General features: G+C 72.6%; 18 protein-coding genes and 3 tRNA genes. 6 read left to right on the forward strand and 15 right to left on the reverse strand.

Annotated features, from left to right (window positions below; translation table 11 throughout):
- Positions 1-23: 23 nt before the first annotated feature.
- The 6 genes from D7147_RS22325 to D7147_RS22350 form a co-directional block, all read right to left on the reverse strand.
- Positions 24-96: transfer RNA gene (locus tag D7147_RS22325), tRNA-OTHER, on the reverse strand.
- Positions 97-132: 36 nt separating this feature from the next.
- Complete coding sequence (locus D7147_RS33405) at positions 133-1,695, reverse strand: ankyrin repeat domain-containing protein (RefSeq protein WP_147437425.1); 1,563 nt, start codon at positions 1,693-1,695, stop codon at positions 133-135.
- Positions 1,696-1,720: 25 nt separating this feature from the next.
- A tRNA-OTHER gene (locus D7147_RS22335) sits at positions 1,721-1,792 on the reverse strand.
- Positions 1,793-1,819: 27 nt separating this feature from the next.
- Positions 1,820-1,895 (reverse strand) — tRNA-Gly (locus D7147_RS22340).
- Between the two features lie 35 nt (positions 1,896-1,930).
- Entirely contained in the window at positions 1,931-2,248 is a 318-nt protein-coding gene (locus tag D7147_RS22345) for a hypothetical protein (protein WP_120680808.1), read from the reverse strand.
- A gap of 46 nt (positions 2,249-2,294) precedes the next feature.
- Entirely contained in the window at positions 2,295-2,771 is a 477-nt protein-coding gene (locus D7147_RS22350; RefSeq protein WP_199734237.1) for a MarR family winged helix-turn-helix transcriptional regulator, read from the reverse strand.
- Between the two features lie 83 nt (positions 2,772-2,854).
- On the opposite strand from D7147_RS22350, the gene D7147_RS22355 reads away from it, so the two are divergent.
- Positions 2,855-3,271, forward strand: a complete 417-nt coding sequence (locus D7147_RS22355) for an SRPBCC family protein (RefSeq protein ID WP_120680812.1) — start codon at positions 2,855-2,857, stop codon at positions 3,269-3,271.
- Positions 3,272-3,377: 106 nt separating this feature from the next.
- On the opposite strand, the gene D7147_RS22360 is transcribed toward D7147_RS22355, so the two are convergent.
- Positions 3,378-6,608 (reverse strand): S8 family peptidase, encoded by a 3,231-nt coding sequence (locus D7147_RS22360; RefSeq protein ID WP_147437426.1) that lies wholly within the window; start codon positions 6,606-6,608, stop codon positions 3,378-3,380.
- A 183-nt stretch (positions 6,609-6,791) separates the two neighbouring features.
- Here D7147_RS22360 and D7147_RS22365 point away from each other — a divergent pair, with 183 nt between their 5' ends.
- On the forward strand, positions 6,792-7,292 hold the full coding sequence (locus D7147_RS22365; RefSeq protein WP_120680816.1) for a SigE family RNA polymerase sigma factor: 501 nt from the start codon (positions 6,792-6,794) through the stop codon (positions 7,290-7,292).
- A complete protein-coding gene (locus D7147_RS22370; protein WP_120680818.1) occupies positions 7,285-8,013 on the forward strand; it encodes a hypothetical protein in 729 nt (242 codons plus the stop codon). The genes D7147_RS22365 and D7147_RS22370 overlap by 8 nt, the downstream gene beginning before the upstream one ends.
- Positions 8,014-8,021: 8 nt before the next feature.
- On the opposite strand, the gene D7147_RS22375 is transcribed toward D7147_RS22370, so the two are convergent.
- Positions 8,022-9,833 (reverse strand): glycoside hydrolase family 15 protein, encoded by a 1,812-nt coding sequence (locus tag D7147_RS22375; RefSeq protein WP_120680820.1) that lies wholly within the window; start codon positions 9,831-9,833, stop codon positions 8,022-8,024.
- A gap of 30 nt (positions 9,834-9,863) precedes the next feature.
- Positions 9,864-10,340, reverse strand: a complete 477-nt coding sequence (locus tag D7147_RS22380; RefSeq protein ID WP_120680822.1) for a hypothetical protein — start codon at positions 10,338-10,340, stop codon at positions 9,864-9,866.
- Positions 10,341-10,732: 392 nt separating this feature from the next.
- Between D7147_RS22380 and D7147_RS22385 the strand changes: the two genes are divergently transcribed.
- Positions 10,733-11,812, forward strand: a complete 1,080-nt coding sequence (locus D7147_RS22385) for a glycosyltransferase family 2 protein (protein WP_120681119.1) — start codon at positions 10,733-10,735, stop codon at positions 11,810-11,812.
- Positions 11,799-12,959, forward strand: coding sequence for a glycosyltransferase (locus D7147_RS22390; RefSeq protein WP_120680824.1), 1,161 nt, complete (start codon positions 11,799-11,801; stop codon positions 12,957-12,959). Before D7147_RS22385 ends, D7147_RS22390 begins: the two co-directional genes overlap by 14 nt.
- Before the next feature lie 165 nt (positions 12,960-13,124).
- Here D7147_RS22390 and D7147_RS22395 read toward each other — a convergent pair whose 3' ends face one another.
- From D7147_RS22395 to D7147_RS22410, 4 genes are all read right to left on the reverse strand, one after another.
- Positions 13,125-14,726: a hypothetical protein gene (locus D7147_RS22395; protein WP_120680826.1), complete on the reverse strand. Its 1,602-nt coding sequence runs from the start codon at positions 14,724-14,726 to the stop codon at positions 13,125-13,127.
- Positions 14,723-15,586: a hypothetical protein gene (locus D7147_RS22400; protein ID WP_120680828.1), complete on the reverse strand. Its 864-nt coding sequence runs from the start codon at positions 15,584-15,586 to the stop codon at positions 14,723-14,725. Before D7147_RS22400 ends, D7147_RS22395 begins: the two co-directional genes overlap by 4 nt.
- A 190-nt stretch (positions 15,587-15,776) precedes the next feature.
- Positions 15,777-17,624, reverse strand: a complete 1,848-nt coding sequence (locus D7147_RS22405) for a glycoside hydrolase family 15 protein (RefSeq protein ID WP_120680830.1) — start codon at positions 17,622-17,624, stop codon at positions 15,777-15,779.
- Between the two features lie 175 nt (positions 17,625-17,799).
- On the reverse strand, positions 17,800-19,047 hold the full coding sequence (locus D7147_RS22410) for a hypothetical protein (protein ID WP_233563317.1): 1,248 nt from the start codon (positions 19,045-19,047) through the stop codon (positions 17,800-17,802).
- A 575-nt stretch (positions 19,048-19,622) separates the two neighbouring features.
- Between D7147_RS22410 and D7147_RS22415 the strand changes: the two genes are divergently transcribed.
- Positions 19,623-20,555 (forward strand): hypothetical protein, encoded by a 933-nt coding sequence (locus tag D7147_RS22415; protein ID WP_120680831.1) that lies wholly within the window; start codon positions 19,623-19,625, stop codon positions 20,553-20,555.
- A gap of 136 nt (positions 20,556-20,691) precedes the next feature.
- Here the strand turns inward: D7147_RS22415 and D7147_RS22420 are convergent, their stop codons facing one another.
- Together D7147_RS22420 and D7147_RS22425 are read right to left on the reverse strand one after the other, a co-directional pair.
- Positions 20,692-21,330 (reverse strand): hypothetical protein, encoded by a 639-nt coding sequence (locus tag D7147_RS22420; protein WP_147437427.1) that lies wholly within the window; start codon positions 21,328-21,330, stop codon positions 20,692-20,694.
- Between the two features lie 43 nt (positions 21,331-21,373).
- Positions 21,374-22,249 (reverse strand): alpha/beta fold hydrolase, encoded by an 876-nt coding sequence (locus D7147_RS22425; protein ID WP_120680835.1) that lies wholly within the window; start codon positions 22,247-22,249, stop codon positions 21,374-21,376.
- Positions 22,250-22,369 lie beyond the last annotated feature (120 nt).

Raw genomic sequence — 22,369 nt, forward strand, 5'->3', positions numbered from 1 at the left:
CTGCCTCCCTGTGTGTGGTGCGGCGAGACCGGCCGGATTCGAACCGGCGTCCTCCAGCTTGATGTCAAGGCGCGTCGACCTCTGCGCTACGGCCTCGCCGCGCGGCAGCATAACCAACCGCACCGACAAAGATCAGCCCCGGCGGCGGGTCTCCTGCAACAGCCGGGCCGGGGTGCGGTTCGAACCGTTCACGGCGAGCGCGTCCGCACCCGCGTCGACCAGGGCCGTCATCACGTCCTCGGCTCCGGCTGCGGCGGCCCGGTGCAGCGGCGTGTCGCCCTCGCCGTCGCGGGCGTCGAGCGAGAGGCCCGCCGCGAGCAGCACCGGCAGGGCCCGGACGTGGTCCAGGTGCGACAGCCAGTGCAGCACCGTGCTGCCGGTCCCGTCGCGCAGCTCGGGGTCCAGGCCCGCTTCGACGAAGGCCAGCACGGTGTCGGTGTCGCCGTGGAAGAGCCGGGCGAGCAGGTCGCTGCGGATTCGGCGGATCTCCTTCGGCACCGGCTTGGCGCCGGTTCGCCAGGCGCGTACCGCGTTCGCGCAGCCGTTGATCGGGCCGCCGAGTTGGGCCAGCAGCAGTTCCCGTTCGATCTCCGCCGCGTCGTGGTGACTGGTGGTGAGGTACCCGCCGGTCAACCGGAGCAGATGCCAGTCGCCACCGCAGCGGACCCGGAACTCCTTGCCGGTCCGCGGTCGTGCCGCCGGGCGACGCTGGTCGCGGTCGGGGAAGAGCGCCTCGTGCACCAGCGGGTGCAGTTCGTCGGCGGTGAGCGCGCCGGTACGCAGCAGCGCCACCTCAGACGGTGCCGGCACCCCGACCAGTGGCCCCGGCAGCTTGTATGCCGACGGGTGGGCGTGCAGGCGCAGCAGGCCGTCGTCGGTGGCGGTGATCGCCAGTTGGGACGCGAACCGCAGCGACTGGTGGCCGTAGCGGTGTGCCAGCCGCCGGTACTCCGCCGCGAGTAGCGGCAACGTCGACGCCCACGAGGTCAGCTGGTGGGTGACCAGGAACGCCGAACCGTACCGGGGTTGGGTGTGGTCCACGACGAAACCGGCCGTCTGGTAGGCGGCCAGCACCTCGCCGGCCTCCAGCAGCGCGGTCAGCGTCTCCATGGCGGCGGCCCGATCGGCAGGCTCGCCCGGGCTCGTCTCGTCCGGCGCGTACCGGCGGCCGTCCGGGTGATGCCACGGCAGTCGCTCCGGCGACGCCCCGTACGCCCACCGCCGGTCAGCCGACGCCTGCGCGTGCCAGCACCAGTCGGGCAGGTCCAGCCAGCCGTCGCCCACCTCGGCGGCGTCGATCACCCGCAGCCCCAGCCGTTGCGGCGCCCTGACATCCGTCGGTAGCGACACCACCAGCACCGCGGCGCGGCCCGGGCGGGCCGGGAAGGGGATGCTCAGCCGGGAGAGCACCACCTGCTGCCGGGGCATCAGGGCCAGGGTGTCCATCCGGGGCAGGAACCGGCGCAGCAGGTCCGGTGCGAAGCCGTGCAGCTCCGCCTCGATCCGCTCCGCCTCGCCCGTGCCCCACCGGCGGGCCACGTCGGGCAGGTCCACGTGCGCGTCGACCATCCCCGCCGCGCAGACGCCACGCCAGTCCCCGACGGCCCGACGCTCGCTGATCGAGGCCACCATGGGCGGCGGCGACACCAGCGAGAGCCGGCGTACCTCCCTGTCGTGCGTCCGTCGGCGCCGCAACTGACCGTCCTCTCCCGTCGTGCGGGCGGACCGGCCGGATTCGAACCGGCGTCCCCCTCCTTGCAGGGAGGTGCGTCGACCTCTGCGCTACGGCCCGCCGCGGCGCAGTGTAGACGGGGGACGGTGGGCGGGCCGACCGGATTCGAACCGGCGTCCTTCGTCTGGGAAGTACGACGCGACGACCTCTGCGCTACGGCCCGCCGTCGCGAGTGTAGAACCGGTTCACCCCTTCGGCTCAGTCCGCCTCGTTGAGGTGCCGTTCCAGGGCTTCCACGGTGCCGTAGAACTCGGTCTCAGGCCACGGCGGCGTCTCGGCTGAGCCTTTCCACGTGAGGTGGACCCGAGCCCATTCTGTGGTGGCGGGAAGGTGGACGACGATGTCGTCGGAGGCCTCCGACTTGGCGACGACGATGACGGGTCGGCGGTGCAGGGGATGACCGTCGGCTACCTCGGCGAGAAGTTCCTGGTGCAGCGCCTGACGTTGTTCGCGTTCAACCGGGCCGTCGAGGCGTAGGTCCCACCACGTGTTGGAGAAGCGGAGCCTTTCATCCACGGCCTCATCGTTGCGTACCGGATGGGCTCCGAAGGGTGGGGCTGCTTCACCGGCCCTCCCGCCAGGCCTGCTGGTGGCCGGTCACCTCTTGAAGTGCCTCGCGGAACGCGGCGAAGCGTTGCTCGCCGAGGGTTCGCTCGAGGCGCTGCTCGGTGGTGGCCAGGATGGCGCGAGCCTTGGCGATCTCGTCCAGGCCGTGTTCGGTGGGGACGATGCGTTTCGCGCGGCGGTCGGCGGGGTCGGGCTCGCGGCGTACGTAGCCGAGGCTGACCAGCTCGTCGACGATCGTGCCGATGATCTGTTTGTGTTGGCCGGTCCGGGCCGCCAGGTCGGTGGCCCGGACGCCTTCGGCGTCGAGGAAGGCGAGCACCGAGCCGTGACGCGGGCGGACGTCGGGGTGCCCCTGCTCGGCGAGGGTCTCGAAGAGCTCGTTCTGCAACGCCCGCATGAGCTGCCCGGTCAACATTCCCAGGTCAGGGTGGTGCTGTGCGGTGTCCACCGAATCGCCTCCGAAGTTAGTCATGATGCTTGACTATCAAGGGCCATGACTATACCGTGGTCTCAGTTGATCCCCCAAGCCAGCCCGTGCAGACGGAGGAGATTGCCATGAGCGCAACCGGCCACGACTACGCCATCACCCGCACCCTCGACGCCCCGGTCGAGAAGGTCTGGGCCGCCTGGACCGACACCGAGAGCTACGGCAGGTGGGCCAGCGCCGAGGAGGTCGTCCTGGACGTACGGCCGGGCGGTGCCTGGAGTTCGGTCATGGTCATCCCGGGCGGCGCCCGCATCCCGCTTACCGGCAGCTATACCGAGGTCGTGCCGAACGAGCGACTCGTGATGGGGATGAACGTGCCCGGCCGCGACGAGCCCGTCCTGATGGCCCTCGACCTGACGCCCGACGGCGACCGCACCAAGATCACTCTCTCGCAGACCTTCGACAGGGCCGAAGACCGCGACCAGTCCGAGCAGGGCAGCAACATGCTGCTGGACGGCCTGACCCGCTTCCTGGCCGCCGCCTGACCGACACGACCGCGCGGGGTGAGGAGAGCCCTCACCCCGCGCAGTCGTACGCCACCGGCATCTCCAGCTCCGACCGGCGGCGAGCGCGAGCAGCCGCCGGACGTGCTCAGGCGATCCCGTACGCCCGCTGGATCGTCTGCGTCACCGAGTTGCCGGCGGTGTCGGTGGCCGTCACGCGCAGCGACACGAAACCGGGCCGACGCGGGTGGACGACGATTGCGACATCGTGGATCACCGGCAACGGGATCCACGTCTTGCCGTCGTCGAACGACGCGCTGACCCCGAGCGTCCGGTTGCCGGCGGCGGCCGAGCCCGCCTGCCGATCCAGGGCCACGGGGATGGTCGTCACCCGACCCGCCCGCGCCGTGTTCGTGTCGTCGAGCACCGGCGTCGGCCGGGCCGTCGTCAGAGGCAGCCGCTCCGGCTTCGACGTGTGGGCCGAGGTGAAGGTCCACGCCACCGAGACCGCCGTCGACAGGGTGTCGGGGGCGGCGCGGGTGACCGTCGCCTCCAGGCGGTACGTCGCCTTCTCGGCGGGTACGGAGAAGTCCGCCCACGGGCCGTCCGCGGTGGCGATCTCCTTGCCGTTGCGCAGCAGTCGGAGGCGGACCGGCAGGTCGTCGCGGCTGGCCGGCCGGCCGCTCGCGTCGGCGAACATCGGTGGTGCCGCGATCGAGATGGTGTCGCCGTCGCGGCCCGCGTATCCCAAAGGCGACCATTCGGGGGCGCCGGCCATGGTGGGTCCGAACGGCGCGGCGTTCCAGGTCCGGGTGTACGTCTCACCCGGCTTGAAGGTGGATTCCTGGGTCGTGACGTTGTCGCCCTCGGCGAGGGTGGACGTCCAGACGATTCCGCCGTCGGTGTTGTAGTACTCGGTGCCGTGGAAGGGCAGGTCGATCGGCGTGCTCGAACCGATCGGGCCGGGGCCGCCGGGGGCTGCCGCGCGGTGCAGGCGGACGCCGGTGGCGGTGGTGGACTGGCTGCGGTAGGTCGCCTTGACCGTGGCGAGGTTCTTCGGCGACAGCTTCCGGGTCAGTCCGGTGAACATGTCGCCCTTGAGCACGTAGGCCAGGTCGTAGGTGTAGGGGCTGTTGCGGAAGGTGCCGTCCTTGCCGGGGCGGGCGAGTCCGATGCCCAACGTCACGGCGAGTTCGGGGGCCGTGCCGGCCGGCCCGACCCGCCCGAAGAAGACGTTGGCGAACGACTCTCCGTCGAGCTGGACGCCCGGGTAGCGCAGGCCGTCGTTCCAGTTGGCGCTGATGTGGACGGCGAGCGGTGCGGCGTCGTGCTGGGGCAGGGTGAGCGAGACCGGCCGGGCCGTGCGGGCGTCGATCGCCTCGGTGATCGGGCCACGTACGTCGAGCACCGGCTGCACGAGCAGGCTCGACTTCTCGCCGTCGTTGATGGTGCTGTAGAGCGCGTAGCGGCCCTTGGGCAGCCGCAGGGTGCCTCCGCCCGGTTGCCCGTCGAGAGTGCTGAACTCGCCGGTCGTCAGGCTCGCCGCCACGGTCCGGTAGTCGGTGGCCGGTCGGCCGTCGCGGCCGGTGTGGTCGAGCCGTACGTCGTAGCTCTCGATCTCCCGGTTCAGCGCGAACGGCGTGCGTACCCGCAGGTCACCGGCGCCGGTCGCGGTCAGCGCGCCCTGGTAGACGCCGTCGGGGGCGTCCACGCGGGTGTCGACGGTGATGGTCGCCTCGGCGCGGCCGCCGGCCGGTACGACGAGGGTGGCCGGGCTGACCGTGAGCATGCCGGCCGGGGCCGGGGCGACGCTCAGCGACAGGGTGACCGGCGCGCTGCTCGTGTTGCGGTAGCCGACGACCTGGGTGATCGGCTTGTCGTCGGCGTGCGGCCAGCGCTGGACCGGGAAGTCGATCGCGGCGATGTCGGCGGCGATCGGCTGGGCGACGGCGCGACCGATGTCCACCCGGCCCGCGCCCTGCTCGTAGAGGCTCTCCTCGCCGGTGGGCTTGGCCGAGTCCATCAGCGCGGCCTTCAGCTGCGGGCCGGACCAGTCCGGGTGCTGCCCGGCGAGGATCGCGGCCGCGCCGGCCACGTGCGGGGTCGCCATCGACGTGCCCGACATGGGAACGTAGCCGCCGCCGGGGGCCGCGGCCACGATGTCGACACCGGGCGCGCTGATCTCGGGCTTGATGTGGTTGTCGCCGACCCGGGGTCCCTTGGCGGAGAAGTAGGCCCGCTGGTCGTCGGCGTCGACGGCGGCGACGGCGAGGGCGTCGTCCGCGGAGGCCGGCGTGTTGACCGACTTCGGCTTGCCCTCGTTTCCGGCGGCGACGACGAAGAGCGTGCCGTACCGGCGGCTCAGGTCCTGGACCGCGGTCTCCAGCGGGTCGAGCGCCGGGGTGTCGGTGTCGCCGATGCTCAGGTTGACCACGCGGGCCTGCGGCGCGGCCCACTGCATGCCGGCGATGACGTCCGAGTCCTGGCACTCGGTGGTGGCGCAGACCTTGCCGACGACCAGCTTCGCGCCCGGGGCGACGCCGCGGTACCGGCCGTCGGAGGCGGCGCCGGTGCCGACGATGGTCGACGCCACGTGGGTGCCGTGGCCGACCGTGTCGGCGGGGTCGTCGCCGCCGGTGAAGTCGCGCACCGTGGTGAGCTGTCCGGCGAAGTCGGGGTGGCCGGCGTCGATCCCGGTGTCGAGTACGCCGACGGTGACGCCGGTGCCGTCGAAGCCGGCCTGCCAGGCCGCCGGGGCGCCGATCTGCGGCACGCTGCGGTCCAGCGTCACCCGGCGCTTGCCGTCGAGCCAGACGGCGTCGACGCCGGCGGTGAGCGTACGGGCGGTCGGCGTCGCGCGGGTGAGGGACGACCAGAGCTCGGCCCGGTCGGTCCGGTCCGCCCGTACGGCGAGCGCGTGGGCGGCGGGCAGTTCGGCGCGTACCCGGGCGGAGCCCGCGACGGCGGCGGAGCGCGCCTGCGCCGGCTTGTTCTGCGGGTACGTGACCAGCAGCGGCAGCTCGGCGGTGCGGTCGTCGTAGCCGAACTCGCCGAGGACGGTGAGGTCGAACAGCCGCCGGTCGAGCCGACCGTCGCGCAGCAACGGTGCCGCGTCGGCCGGGATGACGTACTGGTGGCCGCCCTCCCGGCTGCTGACGAAGCGCATTCCGGTCCGTCCCGGTCCCCGCTGGATCTGCGGGTGGCCGTCGGCGTCCAGCGTCACCCGGTCCCCGGTGATCAGCGTGAAGGTGCCGCCGGGTCCGGTGACCGGGGCCGTCGGCTGCTCCTGCGCGCCGGCTGGGGTAGCCGACAGACCGGCCGCGGCCAGTGCGGTCGCGAGCACTGCGGCTGTCAGGGCGCGTCGTTGCCGTCGTCGCACATCGTCCTCTCCGCCACGGGTCCATCCCGGGTCGGCACGATGACGTCTGGCCCAATCCCCGGGTTGATCATCGGCAGTGTGACAGGCGTCACAATTCGGCACCGCGCGCGTGGGGCTGGTCCTCCCGGCGGGGTTGCATGCGGCGGTGACCAGGGGACGAGGCTTCGAGGGGGCGCCGGTCGGATGCGTGACGCTGAGGAGTTCGACGCCCTCTACACGGCCTGCGCCGGCCGGATCGTGGGCCACCTCTATCTGCTGACCGGCAACCTCAACGAGGCGGAGGACGCCGTCGCCGAGGCGTTCACGCGGGCCTGGCAGCGCTGGCAGACGGTGCGGGAGGCGGACAGCCCGGAGGCGTGGGTACGACGCGTCGCCTCCCGGATCGCGGTGAGCAGCTGGCGCAAGGCGACGAACCGGATCCGCGCGCACCACCGGGCCGCCGTCGACCAGAGCGTTCCCGGCCTGAACGAGAACCACGTCGCGCTGCTGCAGGCGCTGCGGCGGTTGAGCGCCGACGAACGCCGAGCCGTCGTGCTGCACCACCTGAACGATCTCAGCGTCGCCGAGGTGGCCGCCGAGATGCAGCGGCCCGTCGGGACCGTCAAGACGTACCTTGCTCGCGGCCGCAGGGCGATGGGCGGGATGCTGACCGAGGAGCCCCAGGAGGAGGCGTCCCATGGCTGATCAGCGCGACGACCTCACGGCCATCGCCGACGGTGCGCGCCGGGTCACGAAGCTGCCCCCGGCGCAGGCGCTGCGCGAGCGTGGCGAGCGGCGTCGCCGCCGTCGGACCGCCGTCACCGGCGCCGGCCTGGCCGTGCTCGCCCTCGTCGCCGGGGGTGTGGTGCTGCAGGCGCGGGAGCAGCCGGACCGGAGCGTGGTGGCCCCGGCGGGGGAGGTTCCACCGTCGGCCGTCCCGTCGGTGACCGCGTCGGCGGGCCCGCAGGAGATCCTCGCCGGCCGGCGACGGATCGCGATCGTGGTGCCCGGGATGAACCGGGCGGTGCTGGCGGTCGACCCCGCCGGTGACCAGGTGCGGGCCGCCACCGCGCCCGGTGTCGACGACCGGGCGCAGTGGGTGCTGCGGCCCGAAGGGGACCGATTCCGGATCACGCTCGCCGAGCCGGGTGGCGCCGGCCGGAGCTGCATGACGGTGGTGCACGACGCCGCGCCGGGCAGCGTCCGCAACCGGGCGTGCGATCCGGGCGCGCAGGCGCAGCTGTTCACCATCGAGCAGGAGGCCGACGGGAGCTACTCGCTCTTCCAGGGCCGCCGGTACGTGCAGGTGGTCGACGGCACCAACGCCCTGGTGCCCGACCTACCGGAGGCGCTCACCACCACGTACGAGTTCGAGGACCGCGGCCCCGCCGCCGAGGAGCCGCCAGGAAGCGACCCCACCGGCTGAGCGCGGCACTAGGCGGGCGCGTCCCGGATGGCGAGCGCGGCCTGGACGAGCGCGGCGTGGGTCAGCGTCTGCGGGTAGTTGCCGAGGTGGGCGCCGGTCGCCGGGTCCAGCTCCTCGGCGTAGAGGCCGAGGGGCCCGGCGTGGTCGAGCATGGCCTGGAACAGCTCGACCGCCTCGACGCGCCGCCCGGTGCGGGCGAGGGCTTGAACGAGCCAGAACGAGCAGGGCAGGAACGCCCCCTCGGTGCCGGGGAGGCCGTCGCGTCCCGGCGGGTAGCGGTAGAGCAAGGGGCCGCCCGCGGAGAGCCGGTCGCGGATGGCGTCGATGGTGCCGCGTACCCGGGGCGAGTCGATGCTGTCGAAGTTCAGCAGCGGCAGGACGAGCAGGGCCGCGTCGAGCTCCGGCGAGCCGTAGCTGCGTACGTAGCTGACCGCGCTCGGGTCGAAGCCGCGGGTGCGGATCTCGACGGCGATCGCCTCCCGGCTCTCCTGCCAGTGTCGTCGGCGGCGCTCCGACAGGGGGTGCGTCTCGGCTATGGCCAGCGCCCGGTCCAGGGCCAGCCAGCCCATGAGCTTGGAGTGGACGTGTTGGGCTGGTTCGCGGACCTCCCAGATGCCGGCGTCGGGCTCCCGCCAGCATTGGGTGACCACGTCGGCGAATCCGCGTACCGCCCGCCACGTCTCCGAGTTGAGAGGACGTCCGGCCTGCACGAACGCCCAGGCGGCGTCGATGACCCAGCCGTAGCCGTCGAGCTGGTGTTGTCCGGCGGCGGCGTTGCCGGTCCGTACCGGGACGCTGCCGCGGTAGCCGGGCCAGCCGGGCACCTCCCGTTCCCGGGGGACGGTGCGCCCGTAGAGGGTGAACAGCGCCGGCAGGCGCGGACGCTGCAACCGGCTGGCGTGCAGCAGCCAGGCGAGGAACCCGTGGGCCTCTTCGGGTTTGCCGACGCTGAGGAAGGCGCTGACGCCGATGCTGGCGTCGCGGGGCCAGACGTAGCGGTAGTCCCAGTTGCGTTCCCCGCCGGGGTCCTCGGGCAGCGAGGTGGTGGGCGCGGCCACCGGTGCCCGCGACGGCGAATAGGTCAGCAGCCGCAGGGTGAGCAGGCTTCGTACGACGTGTTCCCGGAAGGGCAGGGATTCGTCGATCTCGGCGGTCCAGGCCCGCCACCGCTGCTCGTCGGCGAGGAGCAGGTCCCAGGCGGCGCCCGGCTCCACGTGGATCAGCGGTTCGCGGTGGGCCACGGCCAGCACCAGGGTGACCGGGCGGCCGGGGTCGACAGTGATCCGGGTGGGTCGGCCCGGTTCGACGGCGAGTTCGGGGGTGCCGGCCAACGAGACCGCCAGGGACCCCCACTGACAGACCAGGCCCTGAGGTCGCCGTTGGATCTGGGGGAGCCTGTGGTGTTCACCGCGGCGGGGGTCGAACTCGACGACGGCGTCGATCGGCGCGTTCTGGGCCGAGAGTCGCCGCACGATCAGGGTGGTGGGCAACAGGCGGCCGCCGACCTCGGCCACCATGGCCTCGGTGAGGGTGAGCCGGCCGCCACCGACCGCCCAGGTCGTCTCCAGCGTGGCGGTGTGCTGCCGGTACCGCCGTTCGACCGGCGGCGCCGGTTCGGTGGGGCCGACCCGGAACGTTCCCGCGTCGGGGCCGCCGATCAGCCGACCGAAGAGCGGCTCGCCGTCGAAGCGGGGTACGCAGAGCCAGTCGATGCCGCCGTCACCGGCGACGAGCGCGGCGGTGCGGGTGTCGCTGAGCAGCCCGTAGTCGCTGATCGGTGTGGGGTCCCCGGGCCGCGCCGGGTGGGGTCCACCGGTCATGGGGATCGGTCCTCACCTGTCGCACGACGGTCACCCGGCATGGAGAAGCACCCCGAGGACCAGCCCGTAGACGACGTGGACGACGGCCACGACCACCGGCGTCTGGTTGCCGTAGTTCAGGGCGAACAGACCGGGCGGCTCCAGCATCGCGGTGCTGGCCAGGCCCGCCCGCTGGGAGGCCATGCGCGGGTGTACGCCGGGCAGCAGCGGCAGGAGCACGGTCAGCGCGATCGCGACGTGGACGAAGCCGAGCAGCGCCCCGATCCACCAGGTGGCGCGGTGCAGCAGGGCGAAGGTGGCCGCGTAGCCGAGGGCGAAGCCCTGACCGGCGCCGAGGTGCAGGAAGAACCCGATGACGCGGGCTCGGTCGGGGTCCTCGGTGACGAGGGTGCCGAGGGCCAGGGGAAAGTCGATGCGGGTGAGTCCGGCCAGCTGGGCGGTGGTCAGCGCGGCGGTCAGCGCGGTGGTGGCGACCAACCCGAAGAGCGCCCATCCGGTCCAGTCCATCTCAGTGGCGGTGGACGGCGCGCGGGTTCGGGGCCGTCGGCGCGGGGCACGGCGGCGTTCTCGCGGTCATCGGTCCGTCCTTCGGCTGGCCGGCGTGCGGCTGCGCGACCCTGATCGGGGCGCCCGCGTCGCATCGTCGTCGAACGACCCGGGCCGCGCCGGTTTTTTACCATATGTCACGGCGCTGTGCTGCGTGGCCGGCTCGTCGAGATGCGTCCGCCGCCGGGACCGCCGGTGCCGGGAGCGGGGATCGGCCGGGGCCGCGTCGCCGGTGTGACAGCAGCACCACTCTCGTTGTGCGCCTGGACGCCGGTTTCCATTCACCGGCACGACGGCTGGGCTCCCTAGCGTCACCGGCTGACAGTTCGTCTCCGGCCGGATGAGTGGTGATCATGTCATCTGCACCCGAGGTAAGCGTCGTCATTCCCACGTTCGCGCGTCCCGACCTGGTCACCCGGGCCGTCCGCAGCGCCCTGGCCCAGACGGTCACCGACATCGAGGTCATCGTCGTGATCGACGGGCCGGACCAGGCGACCCAGGACGCGTTGAGCGGGATCGACGACCACCGCCTGCGGCTCGTGCAGCTCGCGCAGAAGGGCGGCGCGCCCAACGCCCGCAACGTGGGCGTCGAGCACGCCGCCGCGCCGTGGACGGCCCTGCTGGACGACGACGACGAGTGGCTTCCGGAGAAGCTGTCGGTGCAGTTGGCGTACGCGCGGACGGCCACCGTCGCGCTGCCGATCATCGCCAGCCGGCTGATCAACAAGACTCCGCGCGCGGAGTTCGTCATGCCCCGCCGCCTCCCGTTCGACGGCGAGCCGGTGTGCGAGTACCTCACCGTCCGGCGTGGCCTCTTCCACGGCGACGGCTTCATCCAGACCTCGACGATCATGGCGCCCACGTCGCTGCTGCGTCGGGTCCCGTTCACCGTCGGCCTGCGCCGGCAGCAGGAGCTGGACTGGACGCTGCGGGCGCTGGACCACGACGGCGTCGACCTGGTCATCGCCGCCGAGCCGCTGGTGCTGTGGCATCAGGACGAGGACCGGCCGCGGATCAGCCTGAACTCGCCGTGGGAGGCGCAGCTGGAGTGGGTGCGCAAGATGCGCCCGCGGCTCACCCCGAAGGCGTACGCCGCGATCATGATGAGCATCATCAGCTCGATGGCGGCGCCCACGCGGAGCTTCCGCGTCTTCCGGATGCTGCTCGGCGACGCGCGGCGGCACGGCCGCCCGAGCGCGATCGACTACCTGACCTTCTTCCAGATCTGGCTGATCCCGCCGCAGCTGCGGCACACCCTGCGCGACCGGATCCTGAGCCGCCGACGCCCGGCCCCCGGGCCGGCCGTCGAGCCGACCCCGGCCACGTCCGCGACGCCCGACGGCCGGCCGTCGACGGCCGAGCACACGGTCCGCACGGCAGCCACCACGTTGCCGGTACCGACGAGCAGCCCGGGGAGCGATGTCCACGTCTGAGGTCGCCGTCATCTGGCGCAGCGGTCTGCTGCCGGTCTCCGAGACGTTCGTCCGCAACCAGGGTGACGCGCTGCCGTCGTGGCGGCCGGTCTACCTCGGCGCGAACAAGGTCGCCTCACCGATCGCCGAAGACAGCGACGTCATCGCCTACCCGAACACGCCCGCCGGCCGTCGCGGCTGGCACCAGCTGCGGGCGACCGGCCGCTCCGCGCGGCTGCGCCGGCTGCTCACCCGACTGAAGCCGACGGTGGTGCACGCCCACTTCGGCGGCGACGGATGGCTGATCAGCCGCACCGCCCAGCAGTTGGGCGTACCGCTGGTCGTCACCCTGCACGGGGTCGACGTGACGCGGCAGCCGGCCGTGCCCGGTCTGCGCGGCGCACGGCACCGCCACAAGCTGCGGGTCACGTTCGACCGCGCCGCCGTGATCATCGCCGTCTCGGGCTTCATCCGCGACCGCGCGGTGGAGTTGGGCGCCGACCCGGCGAAGGTACGCGTCCACTACACCGGCGTGCCGATCCCGGCGGAGCCGTCGACGGCGCCGAAGACCTGGGACGTGGTCTTCGTGGGCCGGTTCGTCGACAAGAAGGGCGCCGACGACCTCGTCGAGGCGCTCGGACTGATCTCGCCGCTACGGCCCCGGGCCCTCTTCATCGGCGCGGGACCGCTGGAGGAGTCGACCCGGACGCGGGCGGCCCAGCTCCAGGTCGACGCCACGTTCCTGGGCGCGCAGCCGCCGGAGGTGGTCCTGCAGCACATGGCGCAGGCCAAGATGCTGGCCGCGCCGTCCCGCACGGCGTCGGACGGCGACTGTGAGGGGCTTCCCACGACCGTGCTGGAGGCGGCGAGCCTCGGTCTGCCGGTCGTCGCCACCCACCACAGCGGCATCCCGGAAGGGGTCCGCCACGGGGAGACCGGCCTGCTCTGCGCCGAACGGGACCGGGCGGCGCTGGCCGAGAACATCCGCCGGCTGCTCACCGACGAGCCGCTGCGGGAACGTCTCGGACGGGCGGCCCGCGAGCACACCGTGCAGACCTTCGACCTGCGCCGGCAGACACAACTGCTCGAGGAGCTGTACGAGAGCGTCGCCTCGGCCCGCATCGCCGCGCCGGAGACCGCCGACGCCGCCGGCCCGGCTCCTCGCTGAGGACCATGTCGGAGACCGCTGACGCCACCGCCCCGGCTCCGCGCTGAGCGCCGCGCCGGACACCGCCCCGACACCGCCCCGGCTCCGCACTGAGGGCCGTGCCGGAGACCGGCGACGCCGCCGCCCCGGCTCGGCCTTGAGCGCCGCGCCGGTGCGGGCCGGTGGTCAGTCGCGGGGCAGGACGCGTCGGGCGACGGCGCCGGCGGTGCGGCGGGCCCGCCGGGCACCGGCGAGCATGAGCTTGCCGGCGCGGGCCGTCGGTGACCCGCTGAGCAACGCGACGAGCCCGCGAGCCCGGCGCAGCTCCGTCTCCCGGTCGGCGAGGGCCTGTTCGTACCAGGCCTCCCGCTCGCGGGCCTCGGCCAGCTCCTGGGCCAGCCGGTCGCGGCTCGCCAGCAGCTCCCGCACCCCGGGTGTGCCCGGCCGGCTCGGCTCGTTGCCGGTCGCGGCTACCGGCTCGGGGGCCCGCCCGGCGAGAGCCGCCAGCGTCAGACTCAGTTCGGCCGGGTCCGCGGGAGACGGCCAGAGGTAGGCGAGCCCGGCGTCGAGCAGCCGGACGGCCAGCCGCCGCAGGGCGGCGTGCGGAAGCACCGCCGGGGTCAGCGGTGCGAGGTCGTGGCCCGGCGTCACGACGATCTGGTCGGCGGCGACACCGGCGTGCGGGCTGCTCTGCCACCGGTGCAGCAACTCCCGCACGGTGGGCAGGTCACGCCGCAGAGCCGCGACGATCAGCAGCTGTTCGAGGAGGTGACCGCTGGGCAGCAGCGCCGTGCCGTCGGCCGGGCTGTACCAGTACAACCTCCCTTCGGGGTGACGCATGACCTCGACGCGGTCGCCGTCGACCATGACCATCGCTTCGGGCGGCGGCGGGAACGGCAGGAGCGCGGCCGGGGCCTCGAACGGGGCCGGCCCGGCCTCCGGCGCCTCGAACCAGAGCCGGCCGGTGCCGCGACCCGGCTCGGGGGCGGTCCGTTCGGCCTGCAGGATCCAGGCCGGCGCGAGGATCGTCGCCGCGTCGTGGCGCAGCGCCTGGGCGACCAGCCGTCGCGGGTCGGTCAGCACCGTCGTCGACGGTTCGCAGGCCCGGTCGAGCGCGACCGTGAGGAACGCCCGCGCCTCCGGCTCGACCAGCAGCTCCGGCGTCACCAGCGCGGTGGGGGCGATCGGCGTCGGCCAGGCCGTGTAGGTGCGCGTCACGGTCAGGCCGATGTCGGCGAGCCGGTCCCGGAGACGCTCCAGGCCGGCCGGCCGATCCGGGTCGTACTCGCCCGCCTCGGCCCAGTCCGAGTCGGTCACCTCCGGCGGCAGCGCGACCAGCCGGTGCATCCCCAGGTGGTTCTCCGCGGCGAGGAGCAGCCGCCCGCCCGGGCGCAGCACGGCCGCCAGCAGCGCGAACGTCTCGTCCCAGGTCAGGTCGGCGCCCTCGGTCGAGGCGAGCCGCTGGATCCCGTCGAGCGCCACGATCGTGTCGTACGCGGGTTCCGTCGCGAGCTTCTCCGGGCTGCCGCAGAGCACGGTGACGCCCGGCCGGGCCGCCAGTCGGGCGGCGAGCGTCTCCGCGTCCGGTATGCCCCGCACCAGGACCGTCAGGTCGTCAGCCGGCACCGCGTCGAGCAACGCCGGGTCGAGTGGTCCGACGACGAGGGCGCGCCCGGTCACGGTGGCCAGCAGCGGGGCCAGTACCTCCCCGCGGACCGGGCCGGGGCCGTGCCGGCCGTCCAGGTCCGACCAGACCGGCATCTCGCCGCCGATCAACCGCAGGCTCATCGCGCCCCCTCCAACAGTGCGGCCCCGGTGGGAGCGGCAGCCGGTTCGGGCCAGTGGAACATCCGGCGCAGCGCGGCGGCCGGGAGCAGGATGTCGGCCCCCAGTTCGGCGACCGCGACCTCCCGGGCCACCACCGGGTCGACCTGCGGGCCGTGCAGCTGCGCCCACTGCCGGCGGATCCGGGGCTGCCCACCCCAGATCGGCACCTCCCCGTCCAGCTGCATCGGGTCGCCGTACACGGCCGGTTCGCAGCCGGCGAGGATGGCGTAGAGCACGGCGCTGCAGAGCCGGTTGGAGGCGACGCGGCGGTGGCGGCGCTGCTCGGCGAGCTGCCGGCGCAGGAAGTCCGGGTCGAGGCTGTCCCACTTGCTGCCCCGGTAGCCGTGGCAGATGACCCGGAAACCGGCCCGCTCGTACTGCTCGCGTACCCGCGTCGCGCGGTACTCCTGCCAGTAGAGGCAGACGGTCACCGGGCCGGGTTCGGTCGCCTTGATCTCCGCGATGAGCCGGTCGTGGTCCCCCACCACGTGCTGGCCCTCCCAGCCGTGGAAGGGGTACCAGATCGTGCCCTCCCGCGGTGCGGCCGCGTCCGGCTCCGGCTCCATCGCCAGCAGGTACGCCCAGGGCGAGCCGACGGCGTACGTGTCGCGTCGCCCCAGCGACCAGGCCCGCCGACGGGTCCGCTCCGACCAGACGAAGAGCGGCAGACCGGGTACGAACTCGTGGTCGGGGGCCATCCCGTGGCCGATGTTCCAGCCGTGCTGGAGGTAGCCGTGGATGCGCTGCGGGGACCGGTCGTCCAGCCCGCAGTAGCGGGCCAGCACGTGTGAGTGGCCGTAGTAGTGGTTCGCGTGATGCACGGCGGTGCCGACCGTCCCTGGTCCCGGGTAAGAGCGCGTCCCGTACCGTAGCCAGGCCATATGAATGCCGTGCCACGCGCACATGGCCGCCCGGGGACGGGACGACACCGGGGGCGCCACCTGCGGGCTTGGGTCGCCGGCGGCGGGCCCGACCGGCCCGAGCTGCTGGCGCGGCCGGCGGCGCTCGGCGTCAGCGTTCGTCCGCCGACCGAGCGCTCCGCTCCTCGGCGGGGATGAGCCGCCCCGGCGCCAGCGGAAGTTCCCGGTGTCCGGAATCCAGGTCGGTGAGGTCCCCTGCGGCGTTGATGAGCCCGATGTGCGAGAACGCCTGCGGGAAGTTCCCCAACGCCTCCCCGGTGCGCGGGTCGATCTGCTCGGCGAGCAGGCCCAGGTCGTTGACGCAGCCGGCGATCCGCTCGAACATCTGACCGGCCCGGCCGCGCTCGCCGGCCAGGGCCAGGCAGCTGACCAGCCAGAAGGAGCAGATCACGAAGCCGGCCGGGTCGCTCTCCCAGCGGCGCAGCAGTCCGTTGTCGGAGAGCCGCTCCTCGATCACCCGGATGGTGGAGCGCATCCGCGGGTCGTTGGCGGGCAGGAATCCGACCAGGGGCATCAGCAGGACCGACGCGTCCAGGTCGGGGCTGTCGAACGCGCCGGTGAAGGCCTGCAGCCGGTCGTTCCAGCCCTGGGTCAGCACGGTCCGTCGGATCTCGTCGCGTACCGCCGCCCACCTGGCGACCTCCGCCTCCGAGCCCAGGTGGGAGCCGAAACGCACGGCCCGGTCCAGCGCCGTCCAGCACTGCACCTTCGACGACACGTAGTGGCGTTCGGCGTCGCGCGCCTCCCACATCCCGGCGTCCGGCAGCTGCCAGTCCCGGGCGGCCCGCTCGGTCATCGCGCGGAGCAGCTCCCGGATTCCCGGCGGCATCGGATCGAGGTGGTCCCGCATCAGCCAGGAGGCGCTCAGCGGCTCGCCGTGCACGTCGTTCTGCCGCTGCCGCCAGGCGTCGTTACCCACCAGCACGGGGCGACTCTCGGCGTACCCGGTCAGGTGGTCCAGGTGGTGTTCGGTGAGGTCCCGTTCCCCCTCCACCCCGTACATGATCGGCACGATGCCCTCGTTCATGCCCATTGACCGGGTCAACCACCCGATGTGCAGGTTGAGCTCGTCGGTGCAGCTCACCCGCCACAGCGCCTCAAGCGTGAAGCTGAAGTCACGTACCCAGGCGTAGCGGTAGTCGTAGTTGCGCTCGCCGCCCAACTCCTCGGGCAGGGCCATCGTCGGGGCGGCCACCACCGCGCCGCTGGGCCGGTACGTCATGCCCTGCACCACCAGCGAGCTGCGCCGCACCTGATCCCGGTAGAGGCCGCGGTAGTCGTGGTCGCCCATCCAGGAACGCCAGCCCTCGGCGGCGTTGTCGATCACCTGTTCGGCGTCGAGGACCGCGGGCGGGCCGGAGCCGTACGCCGGCGCGTACCCCAGGGTGAACCGGTACGTCTCGCCGGCCCGTACCGTGAACGACCCGAACGCCTCCCCGACCTCGCAGGTCAGGGGGATGCTCGTACGCAGGTCCAGCCGGGCCGACGCGGCGCTGGCGGTCAGTGCGTCGTCCTCCTGCACCAGCTGGGGGATCATCCGGCCGTACTCGAACCGCGGCCGGTAGTGCATCCGCATCCGCACCTCGCCGGAGACGCCCCGCACCACCCGGGCCAGCACCCTCGGCGAGTGCAGACCGACCGAGTGGCTGCGCGCTCCCGGCTCCAGGGCCAGCGCGTCGGTCACCGCCACGCTGCCGGTCTCCGTGCTGAAGACGGTACGCAGCACGAGCGTGTCGGTGAGATAGGCGCGTTCGGTGTTGAACCGGCCCTCGGGGCGGATCGCCCAGTGCCCGGCGTTGTCGTCGAGCAGCCGGGCGAACACCGACGGGGAGTCGAACCGCGCGGGGCACCACCAGTTCACCGACCCGGTGCTGTCCACCAGCACCGCGCTGCGACCATCGGCCAGGAAGCCGTGATCCGCGATCCGTGCGCGCCCCATGGGGCGGACTACCCGAGCCCGGTGCGGTGACACCGCCACGCCGTCCGCGTCGGCAGGGGCGGGATCCGCGAAGGCGACAAAGAGGCAGGCACCCCCCAGTCGTCGCGAAGCCGGCCAGAGCTGCCGTGACACGAGGCGCCGCCCTCGCGGCGATGGAAGGCGCAGTGGAGTTCGATCACCCCGCCGAGACGACGGGATTTCCGTGGATGTCACCGTCCGCGCACGGCCACGGGCCGGCGGCGAGCGGAGCCAGCCCGGTGCCGCGGACGATGAGCAACTCGTCGGCGACGCTGAACGCGACGACCCCCTCGTCGAGCAGGAGGACGCGGCTTAGGACAGCACGGTCGTCGTCACGGCGGAGAAGTTCACGCTGGCGCAGCTCCTCATCGACCGCGAGGAGTCGCCCGTCCCGCCAGAACACGGTGGTGCCGTCGTCGTCGAGAGCGGGATAGGTGGTGTGGTAGCCGGTGAGCGGCGGCCCGTCGCGCATCGAGCCGTCACGGTTCAACACCCGGAACCGTGACCGGGACGGCATCGTGTTCTCCGACTCGGGGCCGCGAATCGTGCCCCGAGCGTCGACGAGCATCTGACCGTGACTGGGCCACGTCTGCGCTGCTCGACCGTCATGGTCGTAGAGAGTGCTGGTCAACGCGCCGTAGCCCTGAGCGCCGACGAGGAAACGGCCCGGCCCGGCGATCGCCTTGTGGTGGTAGGGCCCGGGCTCGGTGGTCGCGACGATGTCCCCGGACTCGGTGTCGACGATGAAGCACACGCCGATTCCGCTGCTCCCGTCGGTGATCCCTGCCAGAACGCGGTCGCCGGCGACGAGCAGCGGCTCCCAGTGGGACACCTCCAGGGTGGAGGGCTTCCACGTCCGCTTGGGTCGGACCTGCCATCCCGTCGTCGCGGAGGCCTCGACGACGCCGCCGAACGAGACCCTCTCGAGGGGCAGGGGAGTGGACCAGACGGTGCCTCCGGTGTCGTCGTGCCGGGCGAGGCGCGCCGTTGCGCCGTCGGGAAGCACATATCGTCGCCCGGTCGGTAGCCACAGGACGTAGAACCCGTCGGGCGCCCGGACGACAGCCCCCAGGTGCTCCGAAGGCCTCTGCTGCGGGGTCACGGAACGCAGCGTCACGCCGTCCGCGCCGACGCAGGTGAGGGTGAACTCGGGTGGGTCGCCGCCATCCTGGTGGACCACCCACACCGTGCCGTCCCCGTCGACCCGGGGCGGGAAGGGATGGCCGGTGAAGGTGCGCTGCCAGATCGTGGCCCCGGTCAGGTCGACCGCACTGAGCACCGTCGTGTCCAGATCGCGGGCGGTCGGGCTGCGGCCGGCATAGCTCGTCAGATAGATCGGCCCTGTCGAAGCAGGGGACGCCAAGCCCCAGGCCTGCCCGGGCAACCGCGTGACATCCAGCTTCATCGCCAGGCCACCTCCCGCGCGCACCCTACCCGGATCATGACCACCAGCGGGCTTGCGCGGACCGTGACCGTGATCCATGATCTGCTCGTGTCTGAGCTGAAAGGCGACTCCGCCTCCACTCGATGAGCGGCCCGCCGCCGACCAAGGCGTCGGCCGAGCCGGCCTGGTTGACCGAAGCCCGCGATGCGGGCGAAGCCGCGACGTACGGCGCGGTCCGGTCCCGCGTCTTCTCCGAAGTCAGGGCGGAGCGCGACGGCGACGTCGTACTACATCTCCTCCTCCGTGCAGCGGACCCAGCCGCGAAGATCCGGCTGACGGTGCGGAAGCCCCAAACCGATCTCTGCTCGCACCCGGACGCCCGGCCGGCCTTAGCTGAACTCGCGGTCGTCGCCCTCGACGGCCCCGACGACCGCGTGCGGCGAGACCACCTGGGGGCACTGCGTTCCCCCGGCACCCATGCGGCTCTGCTGCGTGCCGATCCGTTCACGACTCGGGCGCTGCTCGGCAGAGCGTCCGCTGGCTGGTCCACGCGCTGGTCCAGTCGCCACATCCGAACCATCTGGAGGAGATTGTCTGTGCACCTGAGCCGAGAGGAACGCGAGCAGGAGAGCCTGCGGCGACGGCTGGAGGTCCTGAAGCTGCCCGTCGCGCCGCTGCGCCACGCCGGTTACCTGTCGGCCGGTTGGGGCGACGGGCGGTGGCACGGGACGCCCGAGGCGGTCGGGGTGGGGCCGGACAACCAGTGCCTCGCCGTCTGGGCGAGCAGGGAGCAGCCTGGGCTGCGCCTGGTCACCGTGCACGACGGCAGCCCGGATCCGGTCCGGTCGGTGCAGCTCGATGGATGCCTGGAACCGCGGTTCGTGCAGCTCCTACCCGACGACCGGATCCTGCTCGTCCGCTCGCGAAATCGTGGCGGCGCCAACGCCGAGGTGTGGACCTTCGACGGACGGCGGAAACACGAAGGGGACCTCGGCGACGCGATCGAGGACGTGCTGACCACCCCGACCGGGGCGATCTGGGTGAGCTACTTCGACGAGGCGTTGGCCGGTACCGGCCCGCAGACGCACGGTCTGGCCCGCTTCACCCCTGACCTCGAACCGGAGTGGCTCTATCCGCACGGCGCGGGGCTACCTCCGATCTTCAACTGCTACGCCCTGAACGTGGCGGGTGAGACCGCGTGGACGTACGCGTACAACAGGTTCCACCTGGTCTCCGTGACCGACGGCGACCCAACCGACCACGGCGCGGCCCCCTATCGCGGTGCCGACGCCCTGCTGACCGACGGCGCGACCGGCGTGCTCGTCGGCGGGTACGGACCCGACTACGACCTGTTGACCGTCCTGCGCATCGAGGATGGCAAGGTCTCCGGCGGTGGAGAGGCGCGGCTCATCCTCCCCGACGGCATCGAGGTACGGGTGACCCGCAAGTTCTGCCGCGGCCCGCAGCTGCACGTCTTCATGGGGACTTTCTGGTACCGCGCCGACCTCGACTCGCTGACTCGCCGGTAGACCCCGATTCACCGGGCGCCTGGGCCGTGCGAAATCGCTCGCCCAAGGGCCCTACGCGGACATCGGCGGTGACCGGCGGCGGCCGGACGTGCCTCACGCCCGGCCGCCGTCGCGGTCGGAGGGGTATACAGGGTCGTCAGTCGCCGGGAAGGACGTACCACCAGCCGTCGCCGAGCTCCTGACCGCCGGAAACCCGAACGGGTACACCGAAGAGGTCGACAGAGAGGTCCGACCGTGGTGTGGCGTCGAGGTAGACGTATCCGCCGGCGTCGTCCGGGATGCCGAGCCACTGGGGCAGGAACACGACAGGCTTGTCGTCCTGACTGCCAACGACCGCCGCCCGTCCGTTGGTCGACAGGTCGCGGAGGTGACGAGGAAGAAGCTCCCCGTAATACTCGCGGGACGCCCCGATCCTGCCGTCGCGAACACCGTCGGCCACCGCGTCGAACGCCCAGCGATGGGTGATCCAGTACGACGCGGGTTGGAACGGTCCCCAGTTGGTGAACCAGCCGAATGCCACGAGAAGGATCGTCGCGACGACGAGCGCCGCCGAGCGACTCTTCGACAAGCGGTACGTCAGAAGCACTGTCAGCGCAACGGCGATCAGCCACACTGCGGCCTCGAACGGGGGGATCACGAAGAGCAAGAGGGAAGCGTTCTGCACGTCCGCCAGCTCGATCCGTGCGACCACGAGCCAAGCCAGCGGAACGGCGATCCAACCGAAGAGTCGTAACCGTTGGACTATTGCTGCTTTCGTCGTCCCGGTGTTTGACACCGCGACATCATCCGCCAACGTCGGGTACCGGTGGGCCCGACGGTCAGCCGGTGGCGAGGACCTCTCGCAGCTTGGCGGCGAACTCCTCGGGCTTGCCCCCGTAACCGGACTCGGCGCCGAGGAATCCGCCGTGGTGGCTCGGGAAGACCGTGGCCTGCTGGCCGAGCAGAGCTGCGGTGGCGACGGCGGTACGCGCCGTGTACGTCTGCCCCGACTCCTCGCCGACGGCGATCACGATCCGGGTCGACGCCGAGCCAAGCCGGTCCGGGTCGGGGCGGTAGTCGGTGACCGCCCACGATTTCTTCGACAGCAGCGGATCGTCGCGGGTGCCGTCGTCCTCGCTCGGCATGCCGAGCATCGCCGGGTCGGGGGTGGGCTGGGCGAAGAAGGCGTCGGTGAACTCGCCCTGCCAGGAGGTCATCGCGACGAACGCCGCCATGCCCGCGCCGAAGCCCTTCGCCTGGTACGCCTCGTGGAAGCCTGCGCGGGCCCGCTCGGCGCCGGCGGCGTCGGGCAGCACGGCGTTGATCGGCGGCTCGTGCGCCACCAGCGTGACGACGTCGCTGGGGTGGGTGGCGACCAGTTCGAGCGCGGTCACCGCGCCGCCGCTGCTGCCGAAGAGGTCGACCGGGCCGGCGCCGAGTGCTTCGATCAGCTGGTGCAGGTCGGCCGCCTGCTGCTGCGGCGTGTGGTCCGTCCGGCCGTCGCTGCGGGTGCTGCGGCCCAGGCCGCGCGGGTCGTAGGTGACGACCGTGCGGTCGGTGAGGTGGGGGGCGAGGGCGTTGAACCCCTCCGCCGTCATCGGCTGCCCGATCAGGAGCAGCGGCGGTTGCCCGCCGGCCGGCGGCAGCGGCCCGCGCACGTCGTAGACCAGATCGACGCCGGGGAGGGCGAGCGTGTGCGTCTGTGTCGTCGTCATGACGGTCAGACTACGGCCGGATGGGATCGACGCGGGGGAATCGCCGGGCGCGGCGGGCGCTCGTCCCGGCGGGCACGGGCAGAAGGGACTGCGCCTCGGGCGTCCTCTGGAACTGATGTC

The organism is Micromonospora musae (assembly GCF_003626545.1).
In the GTDB taxonomy this organism is placed as follows: Bacteria; Actinomycetota; Actinomycetes; order Mycobacteriales; family Micromonosporaceae; genus Micromonospora; species Micromonospora musae.